At 52.7% G+C, this 25,136-nt stretch carries 23 protein-coding genes and 6 tRNA genes; 12 read left to right on the top strand and 17 right to left on the bottom strand.

All coding sequences use genetic code 11. From position 1 onward, the window contains the following. Window positions 1-7 precede the first annotated feature (7 nt). The 5 genes from ypdE to glk all read right to left on the bottom strand — a co-directional run bounded on the left by ypdE (window position 8) and on the right by glk (window position 4,982). Window positions 8-1,048, bottom strand: coding sequence for an aminopeptidase (gene ypdE, locus ACLD4F_RS07265; RefSeq protein WP_172497062.1), 1,041 nt, complete (start codon window positions 1,046-1,048; stop codon window positions 8-10). After that, window positions 1,048-2,130: an aminopeptidase gene (ypdF, locus tag ACLD4F_RS07270; protein ID WP_172496999.1), complete on the bottom strand. Its 1,083-nt coding sequence runs from the start codon at window positions 2,128-2,130 to the stop codon at window positions 1,048-1,050. The genes ypdE and ypdF overlap by 1 nt, the downstream gene beginning before the upstream one ends. A 16-nt stretch (window positions 2,131-2,146) precedes the next feature. After that, complete coding sequence (locus ACLD4F_RS07275) at window positions 2,147-3,394, bottom strand: PTS fructose transporter subunit IIC (protein WP_001528423.1); 1,248 nt, start codon at window positions 3,392-3,394, stop codon at window positions 2,147-2,149. Between the two features lie 20 nt (window positions 3,395-3,414). Beyond that, complete coding sequence (locus tag ACLD4F_RS07280; protein WP_000162759.1) at window positions 3,415-3,741, bottom strand: PTS fructose transporter subunit IIB; 327 nt, start codon at window positions 3,739-3,741, stop codon at window positions 3,415-3,417. 275 nt (window positions 3,742-4,016) lie between these two features. Further along, complete coding sequence (gene glk, locus ACLD4F_RS07285) at window positions 4,017-4,982, bottom strand: glucokinase (protein ID WP_079944968.1); 966 nt, start codon at window positions 4,980-4,982, stop codon at window positions 4,017-4,019. A 203-nt stretch (window positions 4,983-5,185) separates the two neighbouring features. On the opposite strand from glk, the gene ACLD4F_RS07290 reads away from it, so the two are divergent. Further along, a complete protein-coding gene (locus tag ACLD4F_RS07290) occupies window positions 5,186-6,421 on the top strand; it encodes an ion channel protein (protein WP_000468920.1) in 1,236 nt (411 codons plus the stop codon). 19 nt (window positions 6,422-6,440) lie between these two features. Here ACLD4F_RS07290 and ACLD4F_RS07295 read toward each other — a convergent pair whose 3' ends face one another. Beyond that, window positions 6,441-8,093, bottom strand: a complete 1,653-nt coding sequence (locus ACLD4F_RS07295) for an alpha-keto acid decarboxylase family protein (RefSeq protein ID WP_079944969.1) — start codon at window positions 8,091-8,093, stop codon at window positions 6,441-6,443. A 179-nt stretch (window positions 8,094-8,272) separates the two neighbouring features. On the opposite strand from ACLD4F_RS07295, the gene mgrA reads away from it, so the two are divergent. Beyond that, on the top strand, window positions 8,273-9,271 hold the full coding sequence (mgrA, locus tag ACLD4F_RS07300; protein ID WP_000640285.1) for an L-glyceraldehyde 3-phosphate reductase: 999 nt from the start codon (window positions 8,273-8,275) through the stop codon (window positions 9,269-9,271). Between the two features lie 113 nt (window positions 9,272-9,384). Beyond that, complete coding sequence (gene ypeC / locus ACLD4F_RS07305; protein WP_000490091.1) at window positions 9,385-9,711, top strand: DUF2502 domain-containing protein YpeC; 327 nt, start codon at window positions 9,385-9,387, stop codon at window positions 9,709-9,711. A gap of 60 nt (window positions 9,712-9,771) precedes the next feature. On the opposite strand, the gene ACLD4F_RS07310 is transcribed toward ypeC, so the two are convergent. Beyond that, on the bottom strand, window positions 9,772-11,013 hold the full coding sequence (locus ACLD4F_RS07310; RefSeq protein WP_000131734.1) for an Nramp family divalent metal transporter: 1,242 nt from the start codon (window positions 11,011-11,013) through the stop codon (window positions 9,772-9,774). 342 nt (window positions 11,014-11,355) lie between these two features. Between ACLD4F_RS07310 and nupC the strand changes: the two genes are divergently transcribed. After that, window positions 11,356-12,558, top strand: a complete 1,203-nt coding sequence (gene nupC / locus ACLD4F_RS07315; protein WP_000376347.1) for a nucleoside permease NupC — start codon at window positions 11,356-11,358, stop codon at window positions 12,556-12,558. Between the two features lie 52 nt (window positions 12,559-12,610). Here nupC and ACLD4F_RS07320 read toward each other — a convergent pair whose 3' ends face one another. From ACLD4F_RS07320 to ACLD4F_RS07330, 3 genes are all read right to left on the bottom strand, one after another. After that, window positions 12,611-14,800, bottom strand: a complete 2,190-nt coding sequence (locus tag ACLD4F_RS07320; RefSeq protein ID WP_001112951.1) for a sensor domain-containing phosphodiesterase — start codon at window positions 14,798-14,800, stop codon at window positions 12,611-12,613. 190 nt (window positions 14,801-14,990) lie between these two features. Then, a tRNA-Ala gene (locus ACLD4F_RS07325) sits at window positions 14,991-15,066 on the bottom strand. Window positions 15,067-15,108: 42 nt separating this feature from the next. Further along, a tRNA-Ala gene (locus tag ACLD4F_RS07330) sits at window positions 15,109-15,184 on the bottom strand. A 221-nt stretch (window positions 15,185-15,405) separates the two neighbouring features. Here ACLD4F_RS07330 and ACLD4F_RS07335 point away from each other — a divergent pair. Together ACLD4F_RS07335 and ACLD4F_RS07340 are read left to right on the top strand one after the other, a co-directional pair. After that, entirely contained in the window at window positions 15,406-15,768 is a 363-nt protein-coding gene (locus ACLD4F_RS07335; RefSeq protein ID WP_000472034.1) for a MerR family transcriptional regulator, read from the top strand. A gap of 1 nt (window position 15,769) precedes the next feature. Then, the gene (locus ACLD4F_RS07340; RefSeq protein WP_000826514.1) at window positions 15,770-16,162 is read left to right on the top strand and encodes a MerR family transcriptional regulator; all 393 of its coding nucleotides are present in this window, start codon (window positions 15,770-15,772) and stop codon (window positions 16,160-16,162) included. Window positions 16,163-16,215: 53 nt separating this feature from the next. Here ACLD4F_RS07340 and gltX read toward each other — a convergent pair whose 3' ends face one another. After that, window positions 16,216-17,631, bottom strand: a complete 1,416-nt coding sequence (gene gltX, locus ACLD4F_RS07345; protein WP_000695623.1) for a glutamate--tRNA ligase — start codon at window positions 17,629-17,631, stop codon at window positions 16,216-16,218. Between the two features lie 258 nt (window positions 17,632-17,889). On the opposite strand from gltX, the gene ACLD4F_RS07350 reads away from it, so the two are divergent. From ACLD4F_RS07350 to ACLD4F_RS07365, 4 genes are all read left to right on the top strand, one after another. Further along, window positions 17,890-17,965: transfer RNA gene (locus ACLD4F_RS07350), tRNA-Val, on the top strand. A 4-nt stretch (window positions 17,966-17,969) separates the two neighbouring features. Continuing rightward, window positions 17,970-18,045: transfer RNA gene (locus ACLD4F_RS07355), tRNA-Lys, on the top strand. Window positions 18,046-18,181: 136 nt separating this feature from the next. Beyond that, window positions 18,182-18,257, top strand: a tRNA-Val gene (locus ACLD4F_RS07360). Between the two features lie 4 nt (window positions 18,258-18,261). Further along, a tRNA-Lys gene (locus ACLD4F_RS07365) sits at window positions 18,262-18,337 on the top strand. 192 nt (window positions 18,338-18,529) lie between these two features. Here ACLD4F_RS07365 and ACLD4F_RS07370 read toward each other — a convergent pair. The 4 genes from ACLD4F_RS07370 to xapA are packed head-to-tail and all read right to left on the bottom strand — an operon-like array spanning window position 18,530 to window position 21,827. Continuing rightward, window positions 18,530-19,414 (bottom strand): LysR family transcriptional regulator, encoded by an 885-nt coding sequence (locus tag ACLD4F_RS07370; RefSeq protein WP_000438882.1) that lies wholly within the window; start codon window positions 19,412-19,414, stop codon window positions 18,530-18,532. 51 nt (window positions 19,415-19,465) lie between these two features. Continuing rightward, window positions 19,466-19,624 (bottom strand): XapX domain-containing protein, encoded by a 159-nt coding sequence (locus ACLD4F_RS07375; RefSeq protein ID WP_000658727.1) that lies wholly within the window; start codon window positions 19,622-19,624, stop codon window positions 19,466-19,468. Window positions 19,625-19,682: 58 nt separating this feature from the next. After that, window positions 19,683-20,939 carry a nucleoside permease gene (locus ACLD4F_RS07380; protein ID WP_411010753.1) on the bottom strand — a complete coding sequence of 419 codons (1,257 nt, stop codon included), beginning with the start codon at window positions 20,937-20,939 and terminating at the stop codon, window positions 19,683-19,685. Between the two features lie 54 nt (window positions 20,940-20,993). Next, window positions 20,994-21,827 carry a xanthosine phosphorylase gene (xapA, locus tag ACLD4F_RS07385; protein ID WP_001119755.1) on the bottom strand — a complete coding sequence of 278 codons (834 nt, stop codon included), beginning with the start codon at window positions 21,825-21,827 and terminating at the stop codon, window positions 20,994-20,996. A gap of 255 nt (window positions 21,828-22,082) precedes the next feature. Here xapA and ACLD4F_RS07390 point away from each other — a divergent pair, with 255 nt between their 5' ends. Continuing rightward, window positions 22,083-22,844 carry an outer membrane protein OmpK gene (locus ACLD4F_RS07390; protein ID WP_411010754.1) on the top strand — a complete coding sequence of 254 codons (762 nt, stop codon included), beginning with the start codon at window positions 22,083-22,085 and terminating at the stop codon, window positions 22,842-22,844. 61 nt (window positions 22,845-22,905) lie between these two features. Here the strand turns inward: ACLD4F_RS07390 and ACLD4F_RS07395 are convergent, their stop codons facing one another. After that, window positions 22,906-23,832, bottom strand: coding sequence for a LysR family transcriptional regulator (locus tag ACLD4F_RS07395; protein WP_001109831.1), 927 nt, complete (start codon window positions 23,830-23,832; stop codon window positions 22,906-22,908). A gap of 89 nt (window positions 23,833-23,921) precedes the next feature. Between ACLD4F_RS07395 and ACLD4F_RS07400 the strand changes: the two genes are divergently transcribed. After that, complete coding sequence (locus ACLD4F_RS07400) at window positions 23,922-24,920, top strand: bile acid:sodium symporter family protein (protein WP_000765569.1); 999 nt, start codon at window positions 23,922-23,924, stop codon at window positions 24,918-24,920. Here the strand turns inward: ACLD4F_RS07400 and ACLD4F_RS07405 are convergent. Continuing rightward, entirely contained in the window at window positions 24,917-25,135 is a 219-nt protein-coding gene (locus ACLD4F_RS07405) for a DUF3820 family protein (protein WP_001519708.1), read from the bottom strand. The two genes, ACLD4F_RS07400 and ACLD4F_RS07405, sit on opposite strands and share 4 nt — an antisense overlap. Window position 25,136: the final 1 nt, after the last annotated feature.

The raw sequence follows: 25,136 nt of genomic DNA on the forward strand, positions 1-25,136 counted from the left end.
CGCGAAATCAGCACCTGAAATCCGTCAGGCGAGCCACAGTATCGCGCGTAAAACCGGTCATCAGCGCCGATAGCAACTGCTGTGTCTGCAGAATGTCGCGACAGTCGGCAATCGAGGCGGCACAATGTCCGTGGCGGGTTGCCGGACCAAGCACCACCGTCGGGATGCCCGTTCCGCTCAGATGCACCGCCCCGCCGTCCGTTCCGCCGTTGCTGAACATATCCAACTGTAGCGGTATTTCCGCTTGCGCTGCGATGCTCTCAACCCAGGCGGTTAGTTTTGGCGGCGCAATCAGCGACTTATCGCTCAGCACCAGCATCGGTCCCTGACCGATTTGCCGATGATTCGCCGCGCCATAATCAAAGTTTTTCGCCCAGCAGGCGGTATCCAGTACGATGGCTAAATCCGGCGCAACGGCGCGGGCCGCCGTTTGACCGCCGCGTAATCCCACCTCTTCGCTGGAACTGGCCACCAGCCAGATTTCCGCCGCTAATTCCGCATCGTGCCATTCACGCAGCAACGCTATCAGCAGATAGCAACCGAGCCGATCATCAAAGGCTTTACCCATCACCCGCTGATGCGGCAACACCTGAAACGCGCTATCAAAAGTCACACGATCGCCGGGACGAATCCCCGCCTGTATCACCTCGTCATAAGAACGCGCGCCAATATCGACCCGCAGTCCGCTCACCTCGTTGCCGCTGCGCTCACCATCAAGCAGGCCGGGAATTTTACATTCCTCCCGCGTGGTGATGCGGACCGGCTGGAGCTGACGCGCCGCCATTCGCACATTGCCCACCGGCAGCACATCAATCGCCCCCTCGCCGGAAATACTGCGCACCATAAATCCCACTTCATCCATGTGCGCGCAGATCATGACTTTCGGGCCATCCGAGGCATTAAGTCGGATCAATACCGATCCTAAGCCATCGAAGCGCACCTCTTTATGCAGGCGATCCGCTTCGTCGAGTAAGATCTGGCGAACCTCCTGTTCTGACGCGGCGATAGCATCCGCCTCGCACAGCGCTTTCAGTAGCGATAAATCCATCATGCGGCTCCTGTCAGTAATACGATTTTCGGCATGGAATAGAGCACTTCCGCGCCTTCCGACGTGACCAGTACAACATCTTCGATGCGTACCCCGCCCAGCTCCGGCAGATAAATGCCCGGCTCCACGGTCAGTAGCATTCCCGGTGCAAGTACTGTGTGGTCATCAGGCGAAAAGCGGGGATCTTCATGTACCTCAATGCCGATAGAATGGCCGGTGTTATGAGCGAAAAACTCGCCATATCCCGCCCGGTCGATAACGTCGCGCGCGGCGGCATCCACCGTCAGACAGCGCGCGCCCGGACGAATAGCCGCAATGGCGGCAAGCTGTGCCTCAAGGACAATGTGATAGACGGGAAACAGCGGATGCTCCTGCGGCGCGCCCGCGCCGGGCACCAGAAAAGTTCGGGTCATATCGGAACAATATCCCTGATACAGCGCGCCGAAATCGAGAGTTATCCATTCCCCCGCCGCCACGATTTTATCGCTGGCTTTGCCGTGCGGCAGCGCGCCACGCCAGCCGCTGGCGACAATAGTATCGAAGGAGGCTTTCTCCGCGCCGCGCTGGCGCATAAACCACTCCAGTTCAGCGGCGATTTCCCGCTCGCTCTGGCCTGGCGCGATAAAGCGGCGAATGTGTTCCGCACCCGCATCAGCAATGCGACATGCTTCACGAATACGGTCGATTTCCACCGCCGTTTTAACCTGCCGCAGCGCGTCAATGGAGACGCTGATCATGGTGGCCTGCAGTTCTGTCTGCCAGCGACGCGCCGTCTCCCAACTGACCTGCGCGCCTTCAAAGCCAAGCGTTTGCAGATTTTCCGCAGCGATAATCTGATTCACCAGCGACACCAGCGTCTGTTGCCCGCCAAGCAGATGTATGCAATATCCGTTCGCGCGCGCTTTCACATCGGCGTAATAACGGGCATCAACCAAAATATGCGCATGTTGGCGGCTGATCAGGACAAATCCTGAGCTGCTGGAAATGCCCAGATGCGGCTGCTTGTTCGGGCGCGAGGAGATCAGTACCGCATCTAATTGGCGCTCGGTGAGCCATTGGCGAAGCGATGTCAGTCGCGTCATGTTATCAGTCCTTATTTCACAGACTTTCAATCAGCAATTTACCCCGGCGGTACATCATATGGCGCAAGAAGATCACCATCAGCGCCGTTATCACCGCGCCCAGTAAAATACCCGCGATATAGACGCCGAGATGGCTTACCAGCGGCCACGCCCAGATTGCCGACTCCGGGAACCACTGCACCGCGCCCAGCCAGACGGCGAACGTCGACCCCACGATGGCGCCGACCATGTAAGACGGGATGGCGGTGATCGGGCTTTCCAGCGCAAAGGGAATCGCCCCTTCGCTGATCCCCATAAACGCCAGGAACATCGCCGTCTTACCCTGCGGATAAAGCTGCGCGTTGAACAGACGTTTACCGGTCAGACGACGGTCGAGCAGCGTCGCCAGCCCCAGACCAATCGGCGGGATGACAATCGCGATGGAACGCGCCGTCACCGGCAACACATGGTCAGTGGTAAAACTAAAGGCAACAAATCCTGCGGCTTTGTTAATGGGACCGCCGAGGTCGATGGCAGTCGCGGCGGCGATTCCCATCGCGTACATTAATGCCCCCTTTTCACCCGCCGCGGTGAGCAACGTGCGAATTCCGCCATTAATCCAGCCGCCAAAGGGCGTAATCACGTAGTACATCGCCAGCATCACAAAAATGGCGGAGAGAATCGGCAGTAAAAAGGTGGTCTTAAAGGCCAGCAGAAAGTCAGGCAACTGGATTTTTTGGTTCATCCACTTCACCAGATATCCCGCGACGATAGAAATAATCAGCGCGCCGATAAAGGTTGACGGGACTGGCGCGGTGGTCACCCAATGCAGGCTGGCCGGATCAAAATTCAGCACCTGCGTTGGCTGAGTGGACATCAAACCGCCGATAAAACCAGCCGGAAACGCCAGTTTGCCGCCGATGGAGTTCGCCACAAAGGCAGCGAACATCGGGATGGCGAAACCAAATAACACGCCGCCGAAAGATTGCGATAACCAGGCGAACTTCAACAAGGAGAGATTAAAACCAGCGAATTTTCCGCTGTTCAACGCGTCCATGATGCCGGTATCCGCGGGAATGTCCAGCCAGCTATAGGCAATCAACTGCGAGAAAGCGAGGATCACCCCGCCCATAATTAACGTCGGCACCATGCGTGAAATTCCGGACATCACATGCTGCGGTAGTTCGCCCCAGAAGCTATTACCAGAGGCCTGCGGTTTCTTGACTGCCGCTGCCGCGCCGGATGCGCCGGGTACAACAGTCGCACTGCGTTTTTTAATGGCCATATCTGTATCCCTGTCGAGAATTACGGTTGTTCGGCGGCAATCATCTCTTCAATTTCTTTGATAATGCCCGCAGCATTTTTAATGGCATCCTGAAGCGTGATCTCGTATACATCGCGTGATTCAAAACGCTCGTTATCCTCCGGCGTTACTGCTACGGAATGGATAATTAACGTCGCTTCGGCAATGTCCTGCGCCGTGAGACGGTTTTGAATACCATCAGCGCCCTGGGTTTCGATTTTGACTTCGTATCCCGCTTCTACCGCCGCCTCTTCCAGCGCCTGCGCCGCCATAAAGGTGTGAGCCAGGCCCATCGGACACGCACAAACGGCAATCAGTTTTTTAGTCATAACGTTTTCCTCGTAATAGTTAACGAGGGAAATTATGACGGTGAGAAGCCTACGCTTGTTACCAGATGAATAATGCTTTTACTGGATAAGTAATTCTGCTAAGCAGAAATGTGACGCGTGTCGGCATGGCCGGTAACAGGCGAAAAAAAACCGCGTGAGGCACGCGGTTTGAGACTGGCAAGAGAATGATTAATTGCCTGATGACGCTGCGCTTATCAGGCCTACAGATGACACACTTTTGTAGGCCGGATAAGGCGTTTATGCCACCATCTGGCTTATAGAATATGACCTAATGTCTGGCGCAGATGCGCGCCGGAACCTAACAAGCCAGGGTTATCATGGACAATCAGATAGACCGGAATACCGTGTACATAATCTTTAAAGCGGCCTTTATCTTCAAAGCCACCACGGAAGCCGGACGCTTTAAAAAATTCCAGGAAGCGCGGGACAATACCGCCAGCGATATAAACGCCGCCAAATGTTCCCATGGTTAACGCCAGATCGCCGCCAAATCGCCCCATGATGACGCAAAAGAGCGACAACGCGCGGCGACAATCGATACAGCTATCCGCCAGGGCGCGTTCGGTAATATCTTTCGGGCGCAGATTTTCCGGCAGACGGTTGTCGGACTTAACAATCGCCCGGTAAAGATTCACCAGCCCCGGGCCAGACAGCACGCGCTCGGCGGAAACGTGGCCAATTTCGGCGCGCAATATTTCCAGAATCATAGCTTCTTCTTCGCTATTAGGCGCAAAATCGACATGCCCGCCTTCGCCCGGAAGGCTAATCCAACGCTTATCCACATGCACCAGATGCGCCACGCCCAAGCCGGTTCCCGCGCCATACACCGCAATAGGTTTGCCGTCTACCGGTTCGCCGCCGCCGAACTGAATTAAATGCTCTTTTTTCAGCATCGGGATCGCCATCGACACGGCGGTGAAATCGTTGATGATTTCCAGATGGCTAAAGCCGAGATTTTTTTTCATTTCCGCAATAGAAAAAGCCCAGGTATGGTTAGTCATCGCTACCCAGTCACCGGTAATCGGGCAGGCTATGGCGATACAACCATCTTCCACTCTGACGCTATGCTCATCAAGATAAACGCGCACCACGGCCTCAAGACTGGGATAATCCAGGCCGGAATACGTTTTGGCCTGCGAGATTTCTCCACTGGCGATATCACACAGGGCAAGACGCGCATTCGTGCCGCCTACATCTCCTACTAAAGCATACTTTGTCATTCTTCTACTGCTCCGCTAAAGTCAAAATAAGTCTTTGTCACACTGTAAATTCATGGGGGCATAACAACAACGGCCATCAGGCTGACTGCCTATAAATATAGATCTTCATCACAGAATTACTTTCTTGTTTCAGCACCAATTGCAGCAATGCCGTCGGGCAGGCTGTGCAAAATAGGTATACGACCCCGTGTAAGGAAGAGATTATGTTCCACCCGCGTGCCCGAACGATGCTGCTGCTGTCGCTCCCCGCGCTGATTATTGGCGTAGCGTCAAGCCTGGTTTTAATCGCGGCGATGAAAGTCGCGTCGGTTTTTCAGCAATTTCTTTGGCAACGACTGCCCACCAGCATCGGCATCGCTTATGATTCGCCGTTCTGGATAGTGGGTATGCTCACGCTAACCGGGATCGTGGTGGGTTTGATTATCCGTTACAGTCCCGGACACGCTGGCCCCGATCCGGCCATCGAACCGTTAATCAGTATGCCGGTCTCGCCATCTGCGCTGCCCGGGCTGCTTCTCGCCTTAATCATCGGCCTTGCTGGTGGGGTAAGTTTGGGGCCAGAGCATCCGATAATGACAATAAATATCGCGCTGGCGGCGGCTTTCGGCTCCCGCCTGTTTCCGCGTATCACGGCGTTAGACTGGACGATTCTGGCCTCAGCGGGCACCATCGGCGCGCTATTCGGCACGCCCGTCGCCGCAGCGCTGATTTTTTCGCAAACGCTTAGCGGCTCTAACGATATTCCCATGTGGGATCGCCTGTTTGCGCCGTTAATGGCGGCAGCGGCGGGGTCACTCACCACCAGCCTGTTCTTTCATCCGCATTTTTCGTTACCCATCGCCCATTACACGCAGATGCGGCTGGTGGACATTGCCAGCGGAGCGATCGTCGCGGCGATCGCCATTGCCGCCGGGATGGTCGCCGTCTGGTGCCTTCCGCGTCTGCATGAGTTGCTGCACCGCCTGAAAAATCCGGTCCTGATTCTCGGCATTGGCGGTTTTATACTGGGTATTCTGGGCGTCATTGGCGGGCCGCTTACCCTGTTTAAAGGCCTGGACGAAATGCAACAAATGGCGTTTAGCCAGACGTTGGGCGCGGGAGATTATTTTACCTTAGCCGTCGTCAAACTCGCCGCGCTGGTCATCGCGGCGGCGAGCGGCTTTCGCGGCGGGCGCATTTTTCCGGCTGTGTTTATCGGCGCGGCGCTGGGGCTCATGCTCCATGCCCATGTTGAGGCCGTACCCGCGGCGATTACCGTCTCCTGCGCGATTCTTGGCTTAGTGCTGGTAGTGACGCGCGACGGCTGGCTCAGTCTGTTTATGGCGGCAGTCGTCGTACCGGATACCAATCTGCTGCCGCTGCTCTGCATTGTGATGCTCCCCGCCTGGCTATTGCTGGCGGGAAAACCGTTGCTGGCCGCCAACCGTCACGAACCCTAATCCGGCGCAGCGGGGGCCATTATCCCCCGTTGCGGGCTTCCAGCGCCCGGGTCACGGTACGCAGTAATTCCGGCAGATCGGCTTTTGGCAACATCACTTCAATAAATGACAGACGTTGTGGGCGCGCCAGACGTTCGAGGACCTCTGCCAGTTGGATAGCCTGCGTCACCCGCCAGCACTCCGCCTGTTGCGCCGCGTTTAGCGCCGGTGGTATCTGCGTCCAGTTCCAGCTCGCGATGTCGTTATACCGCTGGGCCGCGCCGTGAATGGCGCGCTCTACGGTATAGCCGTCATTGTTGAGCAGCAGGATGACCGGCGCCTGCCCGTCGCGTAACATCGAGCCCATCTCCTGAATCGTGAGCTGCGCCGCGCCATCGCCAATAATCAGAATTACCCGCCGATCGGGGCAGGCGGTTTGCGCGCCAAACGCGGCGGGCAAGGAATAGCCGATAGACCCCCACAGCGGCTGAACCACAACTTCCGCGCCGTCAGGAAGCGACAGCGCGGCAGCGCCAAAGGCGGCGGTCCCCTGGTCGACAAGGACAATATCGCCGGGTTTGAGATACTGCTGTAAGGTTTGCCAGAAGCTTTCCTGGGTCAGTTCTCCCTTATCAATCCGCACTGGCTGTCCGGCGGAACGCGTCGGCGGCGGCGCAAAAGCGCATTCCAGGCACAGTTCGCGCAGCGTAGACACCGCCTGCGCCATCGGGAGGTTGAACCAGGTTTCGCCGATGCGCGACGCGTAAGGCTGAATCTCCAGCGTGCGTTCCGTCGGTAATTGTTGGGTGAATCCGGCCGTAAGGGTATCGACAAAACGGGTGCCGACGCAGATAACCCTATCGGCGTCCTCTATGGCCTGACGCACTTCTTTGCTGCTGGCGCCAGCGCTATAGGTGCCAACGAAGTTCGGGTGCTGCTCATCAAAAAGCCCCTTCCCCATCAGTAGTGTCGCATGAGCGATGGGCGTTTCCACCATCCAGCGCTGCAACAGTGGTCGTAAACCAAAACGCCCGGCAAGAAAGTCGGCCAAGAGCGCAATGCGCCGACTGTTCATCAGGCACTGACGGGCGTGGTAACGAAAAGCCGTCTCCACGCCGCTTTGCGCTTCATGCACGGGCAACGCCAGCGCCTGCGTAGGCGGGATGGCCGTTTTTTTCGCCACGTCGGCGGGCAACATGATGTATCCTGGCCTGCGTGCGGCAAGCATTTCACCCAATACGCGGTCAATCTCGAAGCAGGCGTTCTGTTCATCCAATATTGCGCTGGCAGCGGATATCGCCTGACTCATGCGATAAAAATGACGAAAATCGCCGTCACCGAGGGTATGGTGCATCAATTCGCCACGCTGCTGCGCAGCGCTACAGGGCGCGCCGACGATATGCAAGACCGGGACATATTCCGCGTAACTGCCCGCGATACCGTTAATAGCGCTAAGTTCTCCCACGCCAAAGGTGGTGAGTAGCGCTCCAGCGCCCGACATGCGTGCATAGCCGTCCGCGGCATAAGCGGCGTTCAGCTCATTGGCGCATCCCACCCAACGCAGGGTCGGGTGGTCAATCACATGGTCAAGAAACTGCAAGTTATAATCGCCCGGTACGCCAAAAAGATGGCCAATGCCGCATCCTGCCAGTCTGTCCAGCAAATAGTCGGCCACGGTATAGGGGTTTTGCATGACAGCTTTCCTTCTGACGTTGACATTATGTTGAGTATTAAGGAATGCCGATGGCTGTCCAGCACGACGGGGATGAAAGCCTGGAAAACAATGTTTACAGCGGCAAACAGTAAAAGCCGGATACCGCCTGGCGAGTGTAACCGTATACACTATTTATTCACGCCACAGGGGGAAAGGTCATGATTTATCAGCCCGATGAGAATCGTTATCACACAATGGAGTATCGTCGCTGCGGGCGCAGCGGCGTCAAACTTCCCGCTATTTCGCTGGGGTTATGGCACAACTTCGGCGATGCGACACGGGTAGAAAATAGCCGGGCGCTGCTGCAACGCGCGTTCGATCTGGGCATTACCCACTTTGATCTCGCCAATAATTATGGGCCGCCGCCGGGCTCCGCAGAATGCAATTTTGGCCGCATTCTGCAGGAAGATTTTTTACCGTGGCGCGATGAGTTAATCATCTCCACCAAAGCGGGCTACACCATGTGGGATGGCCCTTATGGCGACTGGGGATCACGGAAATACCTTATCGCCAGCCTCGATCAAAGCCTGAAACGTATGGGGCTGGAGTATGTCGATATCTTTTATCACCATCGTCCCGATCCCGAAACGCCGCTTAAAGAGACGATGAAAGCGTTAGATCACCTTGTGCGCCAGGGCAAAGCGTTGTACGTGGGGATCTCTAACTATCCTGCCGATCTGGCCAGACAAGCTATCGATATTCTGGAGGATCTCGGCACGCCTTGCCTGATTCATCAGCCTAAATATTCGCTTTTTGAGCGTTGGGTAGAGGACGGGCTGCTGGCGCTGTTGCAGGAAAAAGGCGTCGGCAGTATTGCCTTCTCGCCGCTGGCGGGCGGGCAGCTCACTGACCGTTATCTGAATGGCATTCCGGAAGATTCCCGCGCGGCGAGCGGAAGCCGTTTCCTTAAACCAGAACAGATTACCGCCGACAAACTGGAAAAAGTTCGCCGGTTGAATGAACTGGCTGCACGACGGGGCCAAAAATTGTCTCAGATGGCGCTCGCCTGGGTGCTGCGTAACGATAACGTTACCTCGGTACTGATTGGCGCCAGCAAACCGTCGCAAATCGAAGACGCCGTAGGAATGCTGGCCAATCGCCGTTTTTCGGCGGCGGAATGTGCAGAAATTGACGCTATTCTGGAGGGCCGGTTTTAGCAAAAAATGCTCTCCTTCATGATTTAAGAGTTAAGGCGATGAAACAAATCTTTACTGCTTTGTAATATTGCATTAACAGGCCGGCGACGGCTCGATCGTGAAGGAGAGAAAGTATGTTCAGGTCACTGATTCTGGCGGCAGCCTTGCTGGCTTTTACACCGCTTGCCGCGAATGCGGGCGAAATCACCCTGTTGCCCTCAATAAAATTACAGATTGGCGATCGCGATGATTACGGTAACTACTGGGACGGTGGTCGCTGGCGCGACCGTGATTACTGGCACAACCATTATGAATGGCGTAAAAATCGCTGGTGGCGCCATGACAACGGCTATCATCGCGGCTGGGATAAGCGTAAAGCGTATGAACGCGGTTATCGGGAAGGCTGGCGCGATCGCGACGATCATCGCGGGCGAGGCCGGGGTCACAAACATCATCACTAAGCCTCCTGCTGAATAATAGCCCGATGACGTTCACGCATCGGGCCTGCTATCTTTCTGTCTTTATGACAACCCCATCACCGTTCCAACCAGCAACCAGATATTCAGGGCGACGACCAGCACGACAATTATCCAGCCAATCTGTTTTACCCGCCGCGTGTTCACCAGCTCGCCCATTAGCGTAGCGTTACTGGTGAAAATCAGGAGCGGCACCAGCGCCAGCGCAATACCAAAACTCAGCAGCACCTGGCTCATCACCAGAATTCGGGTAGGGTCCAGCCCCATCAAAATTACAATAAATGAGGGCAGCATGGTAATGGTGCGCCGTACCCACAGCGGAATGTGAAAACGGACAAACCCTTGCATCACCACCTGCCCCGCCAGAGTCCCTACCACAGTGGAGGAAAGCCCTGCCGCTACCAGACTAAGACCAAACACCGTTGCCGCCGCATGGCTTAGTAACGGTTCCAGCGTCAGGTATGCCTGATCGAGGTCGGCGATGCCGGTGTGGCCGCTAAAATGAAACGCCGCCGCGGCGGTCGCCATCATTGCCAGATTGACAAAACCGGCAATCGTCATAGCAATAGCGACATCCCATTTCGTTGCTGAGTACCGTTGTTGCCGCGTTCCGCCGTGCAGATGCTGCGTTAATGACGAGTGCAGATAAATCACGTGCGGCATAATCGTCGCGCCAAGCACGCCGGCGGCTAAGAATACGGCTTCCGGGTTCGGTAGCGCCGGGATAACCATTCCTTTGCCGAGCTGCGCCATATCAGGCTGAGAGAAAAACAGCTCCACAATGTAAGCAGCGGCGACAAAAAGCAGTAAACCGCCGATGACTTTTTCAAGCGGTTTTTGACCGCGGCGTTGTAACATTAAAATCAGAAACGTCGCGATACCGGTCAATACCGCGCCCTGTAATAAAGAGACGCCCAGGATCAGCTTAAAACCTATTGCCGCGCCGATAAATTCAGCTAAATCGGTGGCCATCGCGATGATTTCCGCCTGTACCCAGTAAAACCAGACTACCGGGCGCGGATAATGGTCGCGAATTTGCTCCGCCAGGTTCTTGCCCGTGGCGATTCCGAGTTTTGCCGAGAGGATTTGAATCAGCATCGCCATCAGGTTCGCCCAGACCACCACCCAGAGTAGCTGGTAGCCAAAGCTGGCGCCGGCCTGAATATTGGTCGCGAAGTTACCGGGATCGATATAACCAATCGCGGCAATGAACGCAGGTCCCATTAATGCGAGCCTTAGCTTGCGCGCCGCCCGTCCGCTGCTATTCTCTACGCGATTGTCAGTCATCTTTTGCCTCAAAAACATAGCCTTTGCTATGTTTCATGCTATGTTTATTGATAATGATTATCAAGTGCATTTCAATGGGTACGGGTGATTACTTTGATAGTGTGAAACGATAGACCGATACGTTGACGACCTGTATCAGAACAGTTTGGCTTAACATTACAAGATTAGCACACTGATATAACTTTTCATTTTCATATTCAGTACAGTAAAAGTGTATTACAGATCACTAATTTTGAATCTCGTCACAGGTCCTTATTATAGTGTGTGTTGGATCTCGTTTTCTTTACGGCTGTTGCATAGAATGTGCACGAAAATTAAACCTGCCTCATATTTGGAGCAAATATGGACCGCGTCCTTCATTTTGTCCTGGCGCTTGCCGTTGTTGCGGTACTCGCACTGCTGGTTAGCAGCGACCGTAAAAAAATTCGCATTCGTTACGTCATTCAGTTACTTGTTATCGAAGTATTACTGGCCTGGTTCTTCCTGAACTCGGATGTTGGCCTTGGCTTCGTAAAAGGTTTCTCCGAGATGTTTGAAAAACTGCTCGGATTTGCCAACGAAGGGACAAACTTCGTCTTTGGCAGTATGAACGATCAAGGTTTGGCGTTCTTCTTCCTGAAAGTATTGTGCCCGATCGTCTTTATTTCCGCGTTGATCGGTATTCTTCAGCATATCCGCGTTCTGCCAGTGGTCATCCGCGCTATTGGTTTTCTGTTGTCCAAAGTAAACGGTATGGGCAAACTGGAGTCTTTTAACGCTGTCAGCTCGCTGATCCTCGGCCAGTCTGAGAACTTTATCGCTTATAAAGATATCCTCGGCAAAATGTCCCGTAACCGCATGTACACCATGGCGGCGACCGCAATGTCTACCGTTTCCATGTCTATCGTGGGCGCGTATATGACCATGCTGGACCCTAAATATGTGGTCGCAGCGCTGGTTCTGAACATGTTCAGCACCTTTATCGTTCTGTCGCTGATCAACCCCTATGTCGTTGATGCCAGCGAAGAAAATATTCAGATGTCGAACCTGCATGAAGGCCAAAGTTTCTTCGAAATGCTGGGCGAGTACATTCTGGCAGGTTTTAAAGTGGCGATTATCGTCGCGGCGATGCTGATCGGTTTCATCGCGCTGATCGCGGCGCTGAACGCGCTGTTCGCAACGGTTACCGGTTGGTTCGGCTACAGCATCTCCTTCCAGGGCATTCTGGGTTACATCTTCTACCCGGTCGCATGGGTAATGGGCGTACCGTCCAGTGAAGCGCTGCAGGTAGGAAGTATCATGGCGACCAAACTGGTTTCCAACGAATTCGTGGCGATGATGGATCTGCAGAAAATCGCCTCTACCCTCTCTCCACGCGCTGAAGGCATTATCTCCGTCTTCCTGGTGTCCTTCGCGAACTTCTCTTCCATCGGTATTATTGCGGGCGCGATTAAAGGCCTGAACGAAGAGCAAGGCAACGTGGTTTCCCGTTTTGGTCTGAAACTGGTTTACGGTTCTACGCTGGTGAGCGTACTGTCCGCCTCTATCGCGGCGCTGGTACTGTAAGTCTGGGTTTAATGTAGAAACCGGGGAGCTATCCCCGGTTTTTTTATGCCGCTTATTTGCCTAACGGGCGCGGGCGGCCAATCAGATATCCCTGCAAACTGTGTACGCCAAGCTGCAATAGCAGATCGCGCTGCGCAGGCGTTTCAACAAACTCAGCCACGACGCTCAACGATTTCGCTTTCGCTAAATCAGTGATGGATTTCACAATCATCGCATCCAGGGAGTCCGTCAGAATATCTTTTACGAAACAACCGTCGATTTTAATGATGTCCGCCTTGAGGCGTTTTAGCCGTTCATAGTTTGCATAACCGGTGCCGAAATCATCAATGGCGATTTTTAGACCAAACTTACGCAGCTGGTTGATATTGTGCATACTGATTTCGGAATGAGAGAAGGCCTGTTCTTCAGTAATTTCGATGATGACCGAAGCAGGCGGGACGCCATAGCGTTTAAAAAGCTGCATAATGCGCGACGCCGTCTCTTTTTGCAGCAGCGTCAGCGGCATCAAATTAACCGAAAAACGCGCCCCCTGCTCCGCCGAAGGATGCGCGGACAACCATTGCAGGAGCGCTTCCATCACCTGCATATCAAACCGTACGCTCAGGTTAAACTGGGCGATAAGCGGAATGAACTGATTCGGCATCATGATACCGTCGTCGCACCGAAGCCGCGTCAGAATCTCGTCATACCCTTTTCCCTGCGCGTCGCGAATGGGTTGCGCATACAAAACCAGCGCGCCACGCTCCAGCGCCTGACGGATTTTCTGCAACCGTAGCACCCGTTCCGTCGTCTGCCCGGAAGCGGCTTCAATACTCTGGGTCAGTGCAAGCACCCGACGATGCGAACAGGATTGCTCCGCCAGCCAGCTTAACTGCCCCAACAGCGGTTGCAAGGTTTCCTGGCGACCATCGAATGTTCCCCACGATGCGCCGTATTCCATGTCCAGACCGGTATTGTTCCAGTAAATTTTGCGGTTATTAAGCACATTAAGCATATATTGCAGGCGGGCTTCCGTCTCCGGTCCCGTCAATACCAGCAATAATTCACTGCCCGGCAGATGGAAAATTTTCTCCTTTTCCAGCAGCAGCGGCTGCAATACGCGAAACACCTCGCGTTCGCAATGCACGCGCATCTGCATACCGTAATGACGGCTCAGAAATTCCAGGTTTTCCATGCGTAGATAACACACGCTTTGCCCGGCATCCTGTAAAAGAAACTGCTCCAGCGCGCGCAGGTTAGGCAGTTGCGTCAACGGATCGGTCAATGCCTGCGAGTGCCATTGTCGATTCAACCATTCGCTGCGTTGATTAATCCGCGCCATGTACAACAAACAAATACTAAAAGAAATGAGAACTGAAAGGATAAATGCCAGCGAATATTCTGAGCCCACGCCCTGCAGAAAATTGCGGTTATAGCTAAGCAGGAATAGCGCAGTGAGAGCCCAACTAAAATTCAACAGCGGATAGCTGATTTTCCCCACGCCGATGGTAAATCCAATGAACAGGACTGGCACCAGATAGCCAGCAATATACTTTGTCTCGAAAGGCGTACACAGCACCGCTAATAGCGTCGCCAGAGTGGCAAACCAGAGAAGCGTAAACAGGCGTTTTTCTTTGGCGAGATAAGGAGCGATATCCCTCCGCCAGAAAATACGAATATAGTGCGGGCTGACTATCATCCGCAGCGGATAATAGAAAAAGAGGGTAAAAATAAGCGCGGCAGAAATCAGACTCAATAAATCAACAATCGAGAAAATAGCGGTGCCGGTGCCAAAGAAGGTAGAGATGGTCACCGGGAAAGCCAGGTAGTGCCCCGCCAGATGCATACTGATTTTTATGCCAAACGGCGTCATTAACCCTAACCAGAAAACGCGTAGCCAGATGCCTTGGTTGGGTATTCCGTAGCGCCAGCGCGCGCCCAGCTGCCAGCGTACGATAGCGCAAACCAGCAACACGGGAAACGTCTGGCAAAATAGCAGCACCATCGCCTGTGGCAGAGGTAAATGAAAATTCCATTCATTAGTCAACATCATTCCGCTTACCATCGGCGCGACGCCACGGCGGCCAAATAAGAACAGCACGGAAAACATGACGCAGAGCGGTAGCCAGGCCAGAAAGATATAGCTGGAATCAATTGTGGCGCGGGGAGAAATGAGACGAGATAGCAGAATAGCCGGAACGGTCAGGCAGAAGGCCAGTAAGAATATTTTTATATTTTTTAATACGTTACACTTATCCGGCATTGCTTTAATGCTCACATCATTATATAAGGCGCATGAATAATAAGTATATTCGCATTATGAAGCAATCTAACAAAAGCTCATATTGACCGCAAAAGCAGCGGCAAACAAACGCACCTGAAGAGCAGATCAGACGCCATGAATTTTGTGACAAAAAGCAAAAACCCCCGCTTTTCAGCGAGGGTTTGAATGTTGGTGGAGCTAAGCGGGATCGAACCGCTGACCTCTTGCATGCCATGCAAGCGCTCTCCCAGCTGAGCTATAGCCCCATAGTGCTTTTACGTATACGCCAAATTTATCGGGAGTAAATTTGGTGGAGCTAAGCGGGATCGAACCGCTGACCTCTTGCATGCCATGCAAGCGCTCTCCCAGCTGAGCTATAGCCCCACTACGTAAAGCTTGTCGAGTTGACGGGCGGCATCATATGAATTCCCTCGGCATGTGTCAACGGCAAAATGAACTTGCCGAATTCAATCGCTGAAAAAGCATTCAAATAAAGGACATTGCGGCACAACTCGCATTCAGTAGTTAAACACGTCACGGTTTCGACTAAAATGGTGCTATAAAATGAACCACTAATTAACCCCACGACTATTCAGGGAATCGTTATGTTCAAGGAACGGATGACGCCAGAAGAACTCGCTAATCTCACCGGTTACAGCCGACAAACCATCAATAAATGGGTACGGAAAGAAGGCTGGGCAACATCGCCCAAACCTGGCGTCCAGGGCGGTAAAGCCCGTCTGGTTCATGTAAACGAACAGGTTCGTGAATATATCCGCAGCGCTGAACGTTCAGTTGACCATCACGCAGACACATTCACGCCTGCCAGCAACGCATCGCTTGAAGCGCTGCTCATGACGCTCGCCAAAGAGATGACCTCATCCGAGCAGAAACAGTTTACCTCTCTCCTCGTGCGTGAAGGGATTACCGGTTTGTTACAACGCTTAGGGATACGCGATAGCAAATAATATGAAAAGATTACGCAGTAAAATGACCACTGAAGAGCTGGCTGAATGCCTCGGCGTGGCCAGACAAACCGTCAATCGCTGGATCAGAGAACAACACTGGAAAACCGAAAAATTTCCCGGCGTCAAAGGCGGACGCGCAAGACTCATCCATATTGATGCCAGCGTGCGGGAGTTTATTCTCAATATTCCGGCTTTTCGCAAACTGCCTGCGTTTTATCAGGCGGAAGAGGCTTTCGCAGAATATGCGAACGCGGCGCACAGTCACGCTTATCGACAAATTATTGATGCCGTTGAAAATATGTCTGCTCAGGAACAGGAAAAACTGGCGCTGTTTTTATCGCGGGAAGGTATTCGCGGATTTCTGACGCGTTTAGGTATCAATGAGGCGGACTAACAAAGAATAAACGGCAGGCGTCTGCCCTGCCGTTTATTCTGTTTCAGCGGGCGTTACTGCTGGCTTTCACGCTCGGCGATAAAGCCCAGCGCTTTGTTGATGCGCTCAATGCTGCGGGTTTTACCAATCGCATGTACGGTGACATCCAGCGCAGGCGACTGCCCGGCACCGGTCACAGCCACACGCAGCGGCATCCCCACTTTACCCATCCCCACTTCCAGCTCATCCGCCGTGGCCTGAATCGCGTGGTGGACGTTTTCTGCTGACCAGTCCGTAATCGCCGACAGCTTGTCGCGCACCACTTCCAGCGGCTGACGCGCCACCGGGCGGAGGTGTTTTTTCGCCGCATCGGCGTCAAACTCGCTGAAGTCTTCATAGAAGTAGCGGCAGCTCTGCGCCATCTCTTTCAGAGTTTTGCAGCGTTCGCCCAGCAACTTCACCAGTTCAGCAAGCTGCGGGCCGTTACGGGTGTCGATATTTTCCTGCTCGATATGCCACTGCAAATGCGTCGCCACATATTCCGGCGCCAGCGTATTGATATAGTGGTGGTTCAGCCACAGCAGTTTATCGGTGTTGAACGCGCTCGCAGACTTGCTCACCGCACCGAGGGAGAACAGTTTAATCATCTCTTCGCGGGTGAAGATTTCCTGATCGCCGCTGGACCAGCCCAGACGCACCAGATAGTTCAGCAACGCTTCCGGCAGATAACCGTCATCGCGATACTGCATCACGCTCACCGCACCGTGACGTTTAGACAGCTTTTTACCGTCGTCGCCGTTAATCATCGACACATGCGCGTACATCGGCACCGGCGCGTTTAACGCTTTCAGAATGTTAATCTGGCGCGGAGTATTGTTGATATGGTCTTCGCCACGAATCACATGGGTAATTTCCATATCCCAGTCGTCCACCACCACACAGAAGTTGTAGGTTGGGGAACCGTCGGTACGACGAATGATCAGATCGTCCAGTTCCTGATTGCTGAATTCGATCGGGCCACGGATCTGATCATCAAAAATAACGGAACCGTCCTGCGGGTTGGCAAAGCGCACCACGCATGGCTCATCGTCGGCATGATGTTCGTGGCTGTGACGGCAACGCCCGTCATAACGCGGCTTCTCGCCTTTCGCCATCTGATCTTCACGCAGTTGCTCCAGACGCTCTTTAGAGCAGTAGCATTTATAGGCTGTTCCCGCCTCCAGCATCTCGTCAATCACCGCGTTATAGCGATCAAAACGTTTGGTCTGGAAATATGGGCCTTCGTCCCATTCCAGGTTCAGCCAGTTCATACCATCCATGATGGCTTCAATGGCTTCCGGCGTGGAACGCTCAAGATCGGTGTCTTCAATACGCAGCACGAATTCACCGCCGTGGTGACGTGCGAAAAGCCAGGAATAAAGAGCAGTACGCGCGCCGCCGACGTGCAGATAACCTGTCGGGCTAGGCGCGAAGCGAGTTTTGATTTTCATGAAATGGCCTTACGTTTATAAAGATGCCGACAACCGGCAAATCCTGGAAAGATGAATAGCCTTGTATTCTATCACTGTGGCTTGATTCCTCAATGTTGATCCGGTCAGAACGCTGCGCTTTGCTATTTCCGTATAGAAATCATGCAGTGCGGGGTAATTCACGATCGTTTTGTTTAATTTTACGACGAACAAACAAAAACTTTAGAAAATGCGTTGACTCATTTTCAACTCTCCCTATAATGCGACTCCACACAGCGGGGGTGATTAGCTCAGCTGGGAGAGCACCTCCCTTACAAGGAGGGGGTCGGCGGTTCGATCCCGTCATCACCCACCACTTCGGGTCGTTAGCTCAGTTGGTAGAGCAGTTGACTTTTAATCAATTGGTCGCAGGTTCGAATCCTGCACGACCCACCAATCGTTCGGTGGAAACGAGAATAAAACGTGAAGGATAACGTTGCGTCAGCAACGGCCCGTAGGGCGAGGCGAAGCCGAGTCATCCTGCACGACCCACCACTAACTTCGGTTAGTCAGTAATATCCAGCGTAGTATCGGGTGATTAGCTCAGCTGGGAGAGCACCTCCCTTACAAGGAGGGGGTCGGCGGTTCGATCCCGTCATCACCCACCACTTCGGGTCGTTAGCTCAGTTGGTAGAGCAGTTGACTTTTAATCAATTGGTCGCAGGTTCGAATCCTGCACGACCCACCAATGTAAAAAAGCGCCCTAAAGGCGCTTTTTTGCTATCTGCGATATGTTCGGGTCTTGCCTGATGCACTGCGCTTATCAGGCCTACAGACGACACCGCACGCGTAGGCCGGATAAGACGTTAATCGCCATCCGGCACAGACGACACCGCACACGTAGGCCGGATAAGACGTTAGTCGCCATCCGGCACAGACATCATACCGTCAACGCCGCCACCAGTTTCTCCAGTGCTGGCGTTGCCTGCTGCTGGTCATACACAATATACAAATCCGCCGGAATACGTTCCTCTAACGGACGGAACACCACACCCGGCCAGCTCATTTGCGCATAGCCATCAGCCATCAACGTAATCCCAATCCCCATACTGATCATCGCCAACACCGTTTGCGGCTCAACCACTTCCCGAATAATCATTGGCGAAAAGCCTGCCTGTTGGCATACACGTTGTAAAAATTCCCAATCAGAATGTACGGAAGGCAACGTAACAAAATATTCATTGCGCAACGCCGCCAGCGGCACAGAATCTCTGGATGCCAGATCGTGATCTTCCGGAACTGCAACCATGAATGCAGATTCATGCAAACGTATGCTGGTAAAACCGACTGCCGGTTCGATAGCCATACGCCAGATCCCTGCATCAAGTTCCCGACGCTCTAACAACGCCATTTGCATACCGGGAGACTTTTCGCGAAAAAGTACTTCAACATTGGGATTTGCTTTCAAAAAGTGACGCATCGCAGGACGCATTCTTCCCCACAGCGCCGTACCAACCACACCCAATTCAATGCGCCCCGCTTCACCGCGACCAATCTGCTCCACTCGCGCCAGCGCCTGATTTGCATTGGCTAACAAGCGACGTGACTCCTCCATTAAAACTTTCCCGGCATGGGTTAATGCAACGCTGCGGGAATGACGAATAAACAGCAATGTACCCAGTTGCTGTTCAAGTTCTTTGATATGGATACTCAAGGGAGGTTGTGACATATTTAACCGGGCAGCAGCCCGGCCAAAATGCAATTCTTCTGCAACAGCGAGGAAATAACGTAATAGCTTTAGATCAATACGATGGGCTCGTTCCATCACTATCGCACTCCAGGAATAAGGGATAACGTCTGGAATTTACCATATTACCTAGTAAAAAATAGATTTAACGACAAGATACCCAATATACATAAATACAATAGATAATACCCCGGGTAAAACATTTGGTGCGGGAATAGGTATACGGCATAAAGTAAAAAATGCGCCAATACCAAATCCAATACCGGAGGAGAGAATAATTTCTTTCATGCTGTGTCCTTGTTCATAAAAATGGACTGGCGAACATCCTCTCGCCAGTCAAATAAAATTAATGTGCTAATGATTTGGTCGACAGTTTTTCTGGATGGTGCTGATATTTAAAGAACAATGCAAAAATAACGGCCAATGCCAGAGCGTAGGCGGCAAAGACCAGCCAGATGGTTTGCCAATCTTTTACGCCATCAATAGAAAAATAATCCACGGCCATACCGCTTAAAAGAGACCCAATCCACGCCCCCACGCCGTTAACCATGGTCATAAACAGCCCCTGCGCGCTGGCGCGAATACTTGAGTCCACCTCCTGCTCTACAAATACTGACCCTGAGATGTTGAAGAAATCAAATGCGCAGCCATAAACAATCATCGACAGCAGCAATAGCACAAAGCCAAACGGGGATGGATCGCCAAAGGAAAAGAAGCCGAAACGCAGCGTCCACGCCAACATGCTCATCAGCATTACCGTTTTAATACCAAAGCGTTTAAGGAAGAACGGAATGGTGAGGATAAAGCCCACTTCCGCCATCTGCGAAACTGAAAGCAAGATAGAGGGATACTTCACCACAAAACTATCGGCAAACTCAGGATTACGGGCAAAATCATGCAGGAACGGATTACCGAAGACATTGGTAATTTGCAGCACCGCCCCCAACATCATCGCAAACAAAAAGAAGATTGCCATGCGTGGATTTTTAAACAGAACAAAAGCATCCAGTCCGAGCTTACTGACAAGCGTGGTGTTCGCCTTCTTCTCGGCTACCGGAATTTTCGGTAACGTCAGCGCATACAGGGCCAGCAATAACGATGCGCCAGAAGCGATGTATAATTGCGCACTGCTCAGTTCCAGCCCCATCAGGCTCACCGTCCACATCGCAACAATAAAACCTATTGTGCCGAAAACGCGCACGGGCGGAAATGACGTTACCGGATCCTGACCTGCTTTCGCCAGACAGGAGTACGAAACGCTATTGGATAATGCAATCGTTGGCATATACGCCATCGCATTAACCAACATCACCCAGAACATCGTCTGGGGATCGGTAACGGTGGTGGCGTACAATAACGCCCCCGCGCAAACCAGATGGCAAAGCATGTAGGCTCGCTCAGCGCGCAGCCATTTATCAGCAATGATCCCCATAATGCCCGGCATGATAATCGCTGCCAACCCTTTTGAGCTGTAGACCATACCGACATTCGCGCCGGTAAAATCCAGAGTGTTGATCATGTAAGAGCCCAGGGTAACCAGCCAGCTCCCCCAGATAAAATATTGCAAGAACGACATGACTTTTAAGCGGGACGTAATACCCATTTTTTATTCCTTGCCGTGAGATAAAGCCCCAATACGGGGCCGTAGTCATTGTGTTTAGGCCAGCTTACGTAAAAAGCCGCAAATCAGATTTATAAAGTTCTGCCGAGAAAGTTCAGCCGCCGCCAGCGTTTGCGCATGGGAGAGTTTTACATCGCCCAGCCCTTCCGCCAGATTGGTGATCGCTGAGACAGCAACAACTTTGAGACCACAATGACGTGCGCTAATCACCTCAGGGACAACGGACATTCCGACCACATCGCCGCCAATAATCTGCATCATGCGGATTTCTGCCGCCGTTTCGAAGTTCGGACCCGGATAAGAAACAAATACGCCTTCAGTGAGGGGGAATCCCTCCTCTGCCGCAACGGACTGAAGCATGGCGCGATAATCTGCGTCATAAGCATTAGCCAGCGAGAAGAAGCGATCGCCATAACGATCATCGTTTGGCCCCACCATCGGCGTACCAGGCATCGTATTAATGTGATCGCTAAGCGCAACCAGGCTACCCGGCCCCACTTCCGGACGCAGAGATCCTGCCGCATTGGTGCAGAACAACACTTCACAGCCCAGTAATTTCAACGTGCGAATGGCATCGGTCATCACCGCCATTCCACGCCCTTCATAAAAATGCCCGCGGCCTTTCATACAGGCCACCGGAACACCCGCCAGATGGCCGAGCACCAGTTCACCAGCATGGCCGTGTACGGTGCTGACGGGAAATCCCGGCAATTTCTCGTAAGAAATGGCTACCGCATCTTCGATTTGGTCCGCCAGAGCACCCAACCCGGAGCCTAAAATAAACGCGACGCGCGGGGTAAATGCCGGTTTATGTGCATGAATAATATCAACACAATACTCAGGATTATGAGAAAAAAGAGCGTGAGGCATAAGTTTCCTTGTTCTATCGGATTTAATTTGACTCCTTTTTATAACGACCATCGCCCCTTGCTGACCAATACACTTTTCACGTGTCATCAATAGCCATTTAATATCGATAGATTTAGATCGCTTCTGTATTAATACAGAGGGAAAACAGTATTGGTTTTTGCTTGCACTTCATATTAACAATATGCCGCTTTCATATTTATAAATTGCCTCTTTTTAATTAACCCATTAATAATTATCGGCATAGGGAAATATGCTATGAAAAAAATTCTTACTCTGACGCTTTCTTCTTTACTCATTATTCCCGCACTCACCCATGCGGAATTTAAAGGCGGGTTCGCCGATATCGGCCTCCATTACCTCGACTGGACATCAGACACCACGGAAAAAACCAGTAAAAAATCCCATAAAGATGATTTTGGGTACCTGGAAATGGAAGGCGGAGCGAATTTTAGCTGGGGAGAAATGTACGGGTTCTTCGACTGGGAAAATTTTTACAATGGCCGCCACGTTAAACCAGGCAGCGAACAGCGTTACACCTTTAAAAATACCAACCGTATTTATCTGAGCGATACAGGATTAAACCTCTATCTCCATGCCTACGGGACGTACGGTTCACCTCATCGCGCTAATTTCCATGATGACATGTTTCTCTATGGTTTAGGCTATAACTTCACAGGTAACGGTTACTGGTTTAAACCCTTCTTTGCCAAACGTTATACCGATCAGACCTACTACACAGGCGATAATGGTTATGTATTAGGTTGGGTGGCCGGCTATAGCTTCTCGTTGGGTAGTGAGAAATTCAGCGTAACGAACTGGAATGAGTATGAGTTTGACCGCGATGCGTCCTACGCTGCGGGCAATGGCGGGAAAGATGGCATTAATGGCGCAGTAGCGCTGTGGTGGAATGCGACTCCTCACCTGACCGCAGGAGTACAATATCGTTACGCTGATAATAAGTTAGGAGAATCCTTCCTGCAGGATGGCATTATTTATTCCATCAAATACCTGTTTTAACACACAGCCCTGTCAAAAATGGCAGGGCAAGACCGCACCTCACACACGGACAGATAGATATTTATAGCTGATACAGCGGATCTTTCGCCCTCGCGGCGGTTAATTCGCTGGCCTGGGTACGCACCACGTCCCACAACGCCTGCGCCGCCGTGGAGAGCGATCGGTTTTTTCGCCGCGCCAGCATGAGCTGCCTTTCAACTACGGGCGTCAGCCGTTTAACCTGTAAGTGGCTGCCCTGCGGGAGCGGTAACGCCAGCGCGGGCAGCACGCTGATGCCGATTCCCGCTTCCACCATTGGAAAAAGCGTGGCGGGATGACCAATCTCCTGCACGATATCCGCCTCAATAGCAAAATGGGCCAGCGCCGCATCAATCAGCGGTCGACTGCCGGAAGCGTAATCCTGTAAGACCAGCGACGCCTGTTTAAGATCCTGCCAGCTCACCCATTCCTGATGCGCCAGCGGATGATCCTGGCGACACAACAGTAAAAAAGGCTCTGATAAGATGGCTTCACACTGTAAATCCACCGCTGCGCCGGGATCGATAACGATGCCAAAATCCACTTCTCCCTGGCGGATGCTCTCCAGCACCCACTGCTGCGGACGATCGTGCAATACAAAATCAATAGCGGGATAAAGTGAATTACTTTGGGCAATGCATTGCGGAATAAGATGTGCAGAAATGGTTTGGCTCGCGGCAACGCGCACGGTGCCGGTTAACTGTGTCCCAACTCTGCCTGCATCGCGCAGTATGCTGTTCAGTTCATCAAGCACCCGCTCCAGACGCGTCGCCAGTTGTTGCCCCGCCTCGGTCAGCACCACCTCACGCGTAGTGCGATCCAGCAGTCTGACGCCGGTTTGCCGCTCCAGCTCTTTTACGCTATGACTGACCGCAGACTGGCTCAGTCCAATCCTGTCCCCTGCCCGACTGAAACTTTTGGCCTGGGCGACGGTAATAAAAATACGCAGTTGACGCAGTGAATAGTTCATCGACTAGATTCATATATAGATGCAATAAATCAATTTTATTTCTCAAAGCGAAAAACGCAAAATAGCTGCACCGACTTTCAGGAGTTTTTATGAAACTTTTTCGTATCCTTGACCCTTTCACGCTGACACTTATCACCGTGGTACTACTGGCCTCTTTTTTCCCGGCGGAAGGCGGCTTTGTGCCTGTCGTTGAAGGCATTACGACAGCGGCCATCGCTCTGCTATTTTTTATGCATGGCGCGAAGCTTTCACGTGAAGCGATCATCGCTGGCGGCAGCCACTGGCGGTTGCATCTGTGGGTCATGTGCAGCACTTTTGTGCTCTTTCCTGTCCTCGGCGTACTGTTTGCCTGGTGGGCGCCTGTCAATGTCGACCCTATGCTCTACAGTGGCTTTCTGTATCTGTGCATTTTGCCCGCCACCGTGCAGTCGGCAATTGCATTTACTTCACTCGCGGGCGGTAACGTCGCGGCCGCGGTGTGCTCAGCGTCTGCGTCCAGTCTGCTGGGCATTTTCCTGTCGCCGCTGCTGGTCGGTCTGGTAATGAATATTCATGGCGCGCAGGGCAGTCTGGAAGAGGTGGGCAAAATTATGCTGCAACTGCTGCTGCCTTTTGTGCTGGGACACCTGTCTCGCCCGTGGATCGGCAACTGGGTCGCGCGCAACAAAAAGTGGATCGCGAAAACAGATCAGACCTCTATTTTGCTGGTGGTCTACTCGGCGTTCAGCGAAGCGGTGGTCAACGGCATCTGGCACAAAGTCGGCTGGGGATCGCTGCTGTTTATCGTCGTGGTCAGCCTCATACTGTTGGCGATCGTCATCGCCATTAACGTCTTTGTCGCCCGTAAATGCGGCTTCAATAAAGCCGACGAAATCACTATTGTTTTCTGCGGTTCGAAAAAAAGCCTGGCCAACGGGATTCCGATGGCCAATATTCTGTTTCCGACGTCAGTGCTGGGTATGATGGTATTACCGCTGATGATCTTCCACCAGATCCAACTGATGGTCTGCGCAGGGCTGGCACGGCGCTACAAACGCCAGACCGAGAAGTTACAGGCGCAGCAGGAAAGCCGCGCCGCGAAAGCTTAAAGCGGGCGTTTAAGGGGCTGCACCAGTTGCGTCAGCCCCTCGGTTTTAATCAGCAGCGTGATTTGCATCAACTCCCCCAGTTTACCCGCCGGAAATTGATCTTTACGGGCAAACCACAGCAAATACTCTTCCGGAAGGTCGATCAATCGACGTCCCTGATATTTGCCGAACGGCATCACGGTGTTGGCGATTTCAACCAACTGCTCTTTTTCCATC

It is taken from the genome of Salmonella sp. 741265050_HSA (genome assembly GCF_046569445.1).
In the GTDB taxonomy this organism is placed as follows: Bacteria; Pseudomonadota; Gammaproteobacteria; order Enterobacterales; family Enterobacteriaceae; genus Salmonella; species Salmonella enterica.

Coding starts and splice junctions, on each gene's coding strand:
- ypdE (WP_172497062.1), bottom strand. CDS start 1,048: ATGGATTTATCGCTACTGAAAGCGCTGTGCGAGGCGGATGCTATCGCC.
- ypdF (WP_172496999.1), bottom strand. CDS start 2,130: ATGACGCGACTGACATCGCTTCGCCAATGGCTCACCGAGCGCCAATTA.
- ACLD4F_RS07275 (WP_001528423.1), bottom strand. CDS start 3,394: ATGGCCATTAAAAAACGCAGTGCGACTGTTGTACCCGGCGCATCCGGC.
- ACLD4F_RS07280 (WP_000162759.1), bottom strand. CDS start 3,741: ATGACTAAAAAACTGATTGCCGTTTGTGCGTGTCCGATGGGCCTGGCT.
- glk (WP_079944968.1), bottom strand. CDS start 4,982: ATGACAAAGTATGCTTTAGTAGGAGATGTAGGCGGCACGAATGCGCGT.
- ACLD4F_RS07290 (WP_000468920.1), top strand. CDS start 5,186: ATGTTCCACCCGCGTGCCCGAACGATGCTGCTGCTGTCGCTCCCCGCG.
- ACLD4F_RS07295 (WP_079944969.1), bottom strand. CDS start 8,093: ATGCAAAACCCCTATACCGTGGCCGACTATTTGCTGGACAGACTGGCA.
- mgrA (WP_000640285.1), top strand. CDS start 8,273: ATGATTTATCAGCCCGATGAGAATCGTTATCACACAATGGAGTATCGT.
- ypeC (WP_000490091.1), top strand. CDS start 9,385: ATGTTCAGGTCACTGATTCTGGCGGCAGCCTTGCTGGCTTTTACACCG.
- ACLD4F_RS07310 (WP_000131734.1), bottom strand. CDS start 11,013: ATGACTGACAATCGCGTAGAGAATAGCAGCGGACGGGCGGCGCGCAAG.
- nupC (WP_000376347.1), top strand. CDS start 11,356: ATGGACCGCGTCCTTCATTTTGTCCTGGCGCTTGCCGTTGTTGCGGTA.
- ACLD4F_RS07320 (WP_001112951.1), bottom strand. CDS start 14,800: ATGCCGGATAAGTGTAACGTATTAAAAAATATAAAAATATTCTTACTG.
- ACLD4F_RS07335 (WP_000472034.1), top strand. CDS start 15,406: ATGTTCAAGGAACGGATGACGCCAGAAGAACTCGCTAATCTCACCGGT.
- ACLD4F_RS07340 (WP_000826514.1), top strand. CDS start 15,770: ATGAAAAGATTACGCAGTAAAATGACCACTGAAGAGCTGGCTGAATGC.
- gltX (WP_000695623.1), bottom strand. CDS start 17,631: ATGAAAATCAAAACTCGCTTCGCGCCTAGCCCGACAGGTTATCTGCAC.
- ACLD4F_RS07370 (WP_000438882.1), bottom strand. CDS start 19,414: ATGGAACGAGCCCATCGTATTGATCTAAAGCTATTACGTTATTTCCTC.
- ACLD4F_RS07375 (WP_000658727.1), bottom strand. CDS start 19,624: ATGAAAGAAATTATTCTCTCCTCCGGTATTGGATTTGGTATTGGCGCA.
- ACLD4F_RS07380 (WP_411010753.1), bottom strand. CDS start 20,939: ATGGGTATTACGTCCCGCTTAAAAGTCATGTCGTTCTTGCAATATTTT.
- xapA (WP_001119755.1), bottom strand. CDS start 21,827: ATGCCTCACGCTCTTTTTTCTCATAATCCTGAGTATTGTGTTGATATT.
- ACLD4F_RS07390 (WP_411010754.1), top strand. CDS start 22,083: ATGAAAAAAATTCTTACTCTGACGCTTTCTTCTTTACTCATTATTCCC.
- ACLD4F_RS07395 (WP_001109831.1), bottom strand. CDS start 23,832: ATGAACTATTCACTGCGTCAACTGCGTATTTTTATTACCGTCGCCCAG.
- ACLD4F_RS07400 (WP_000765569.1), top strand. CDS start 23,922: ATGAAACTTTTTCGTATCCTTGACCCTTTCACGCTGACACTTATCACC.
- ACLD4F_RS07405 (WP_001519708.1), bottom strand. CDS start 25,135: ATGGAAAAAGAGCAGTTGGTTGAAATCGCCAACACCGTGATGCCGTTC.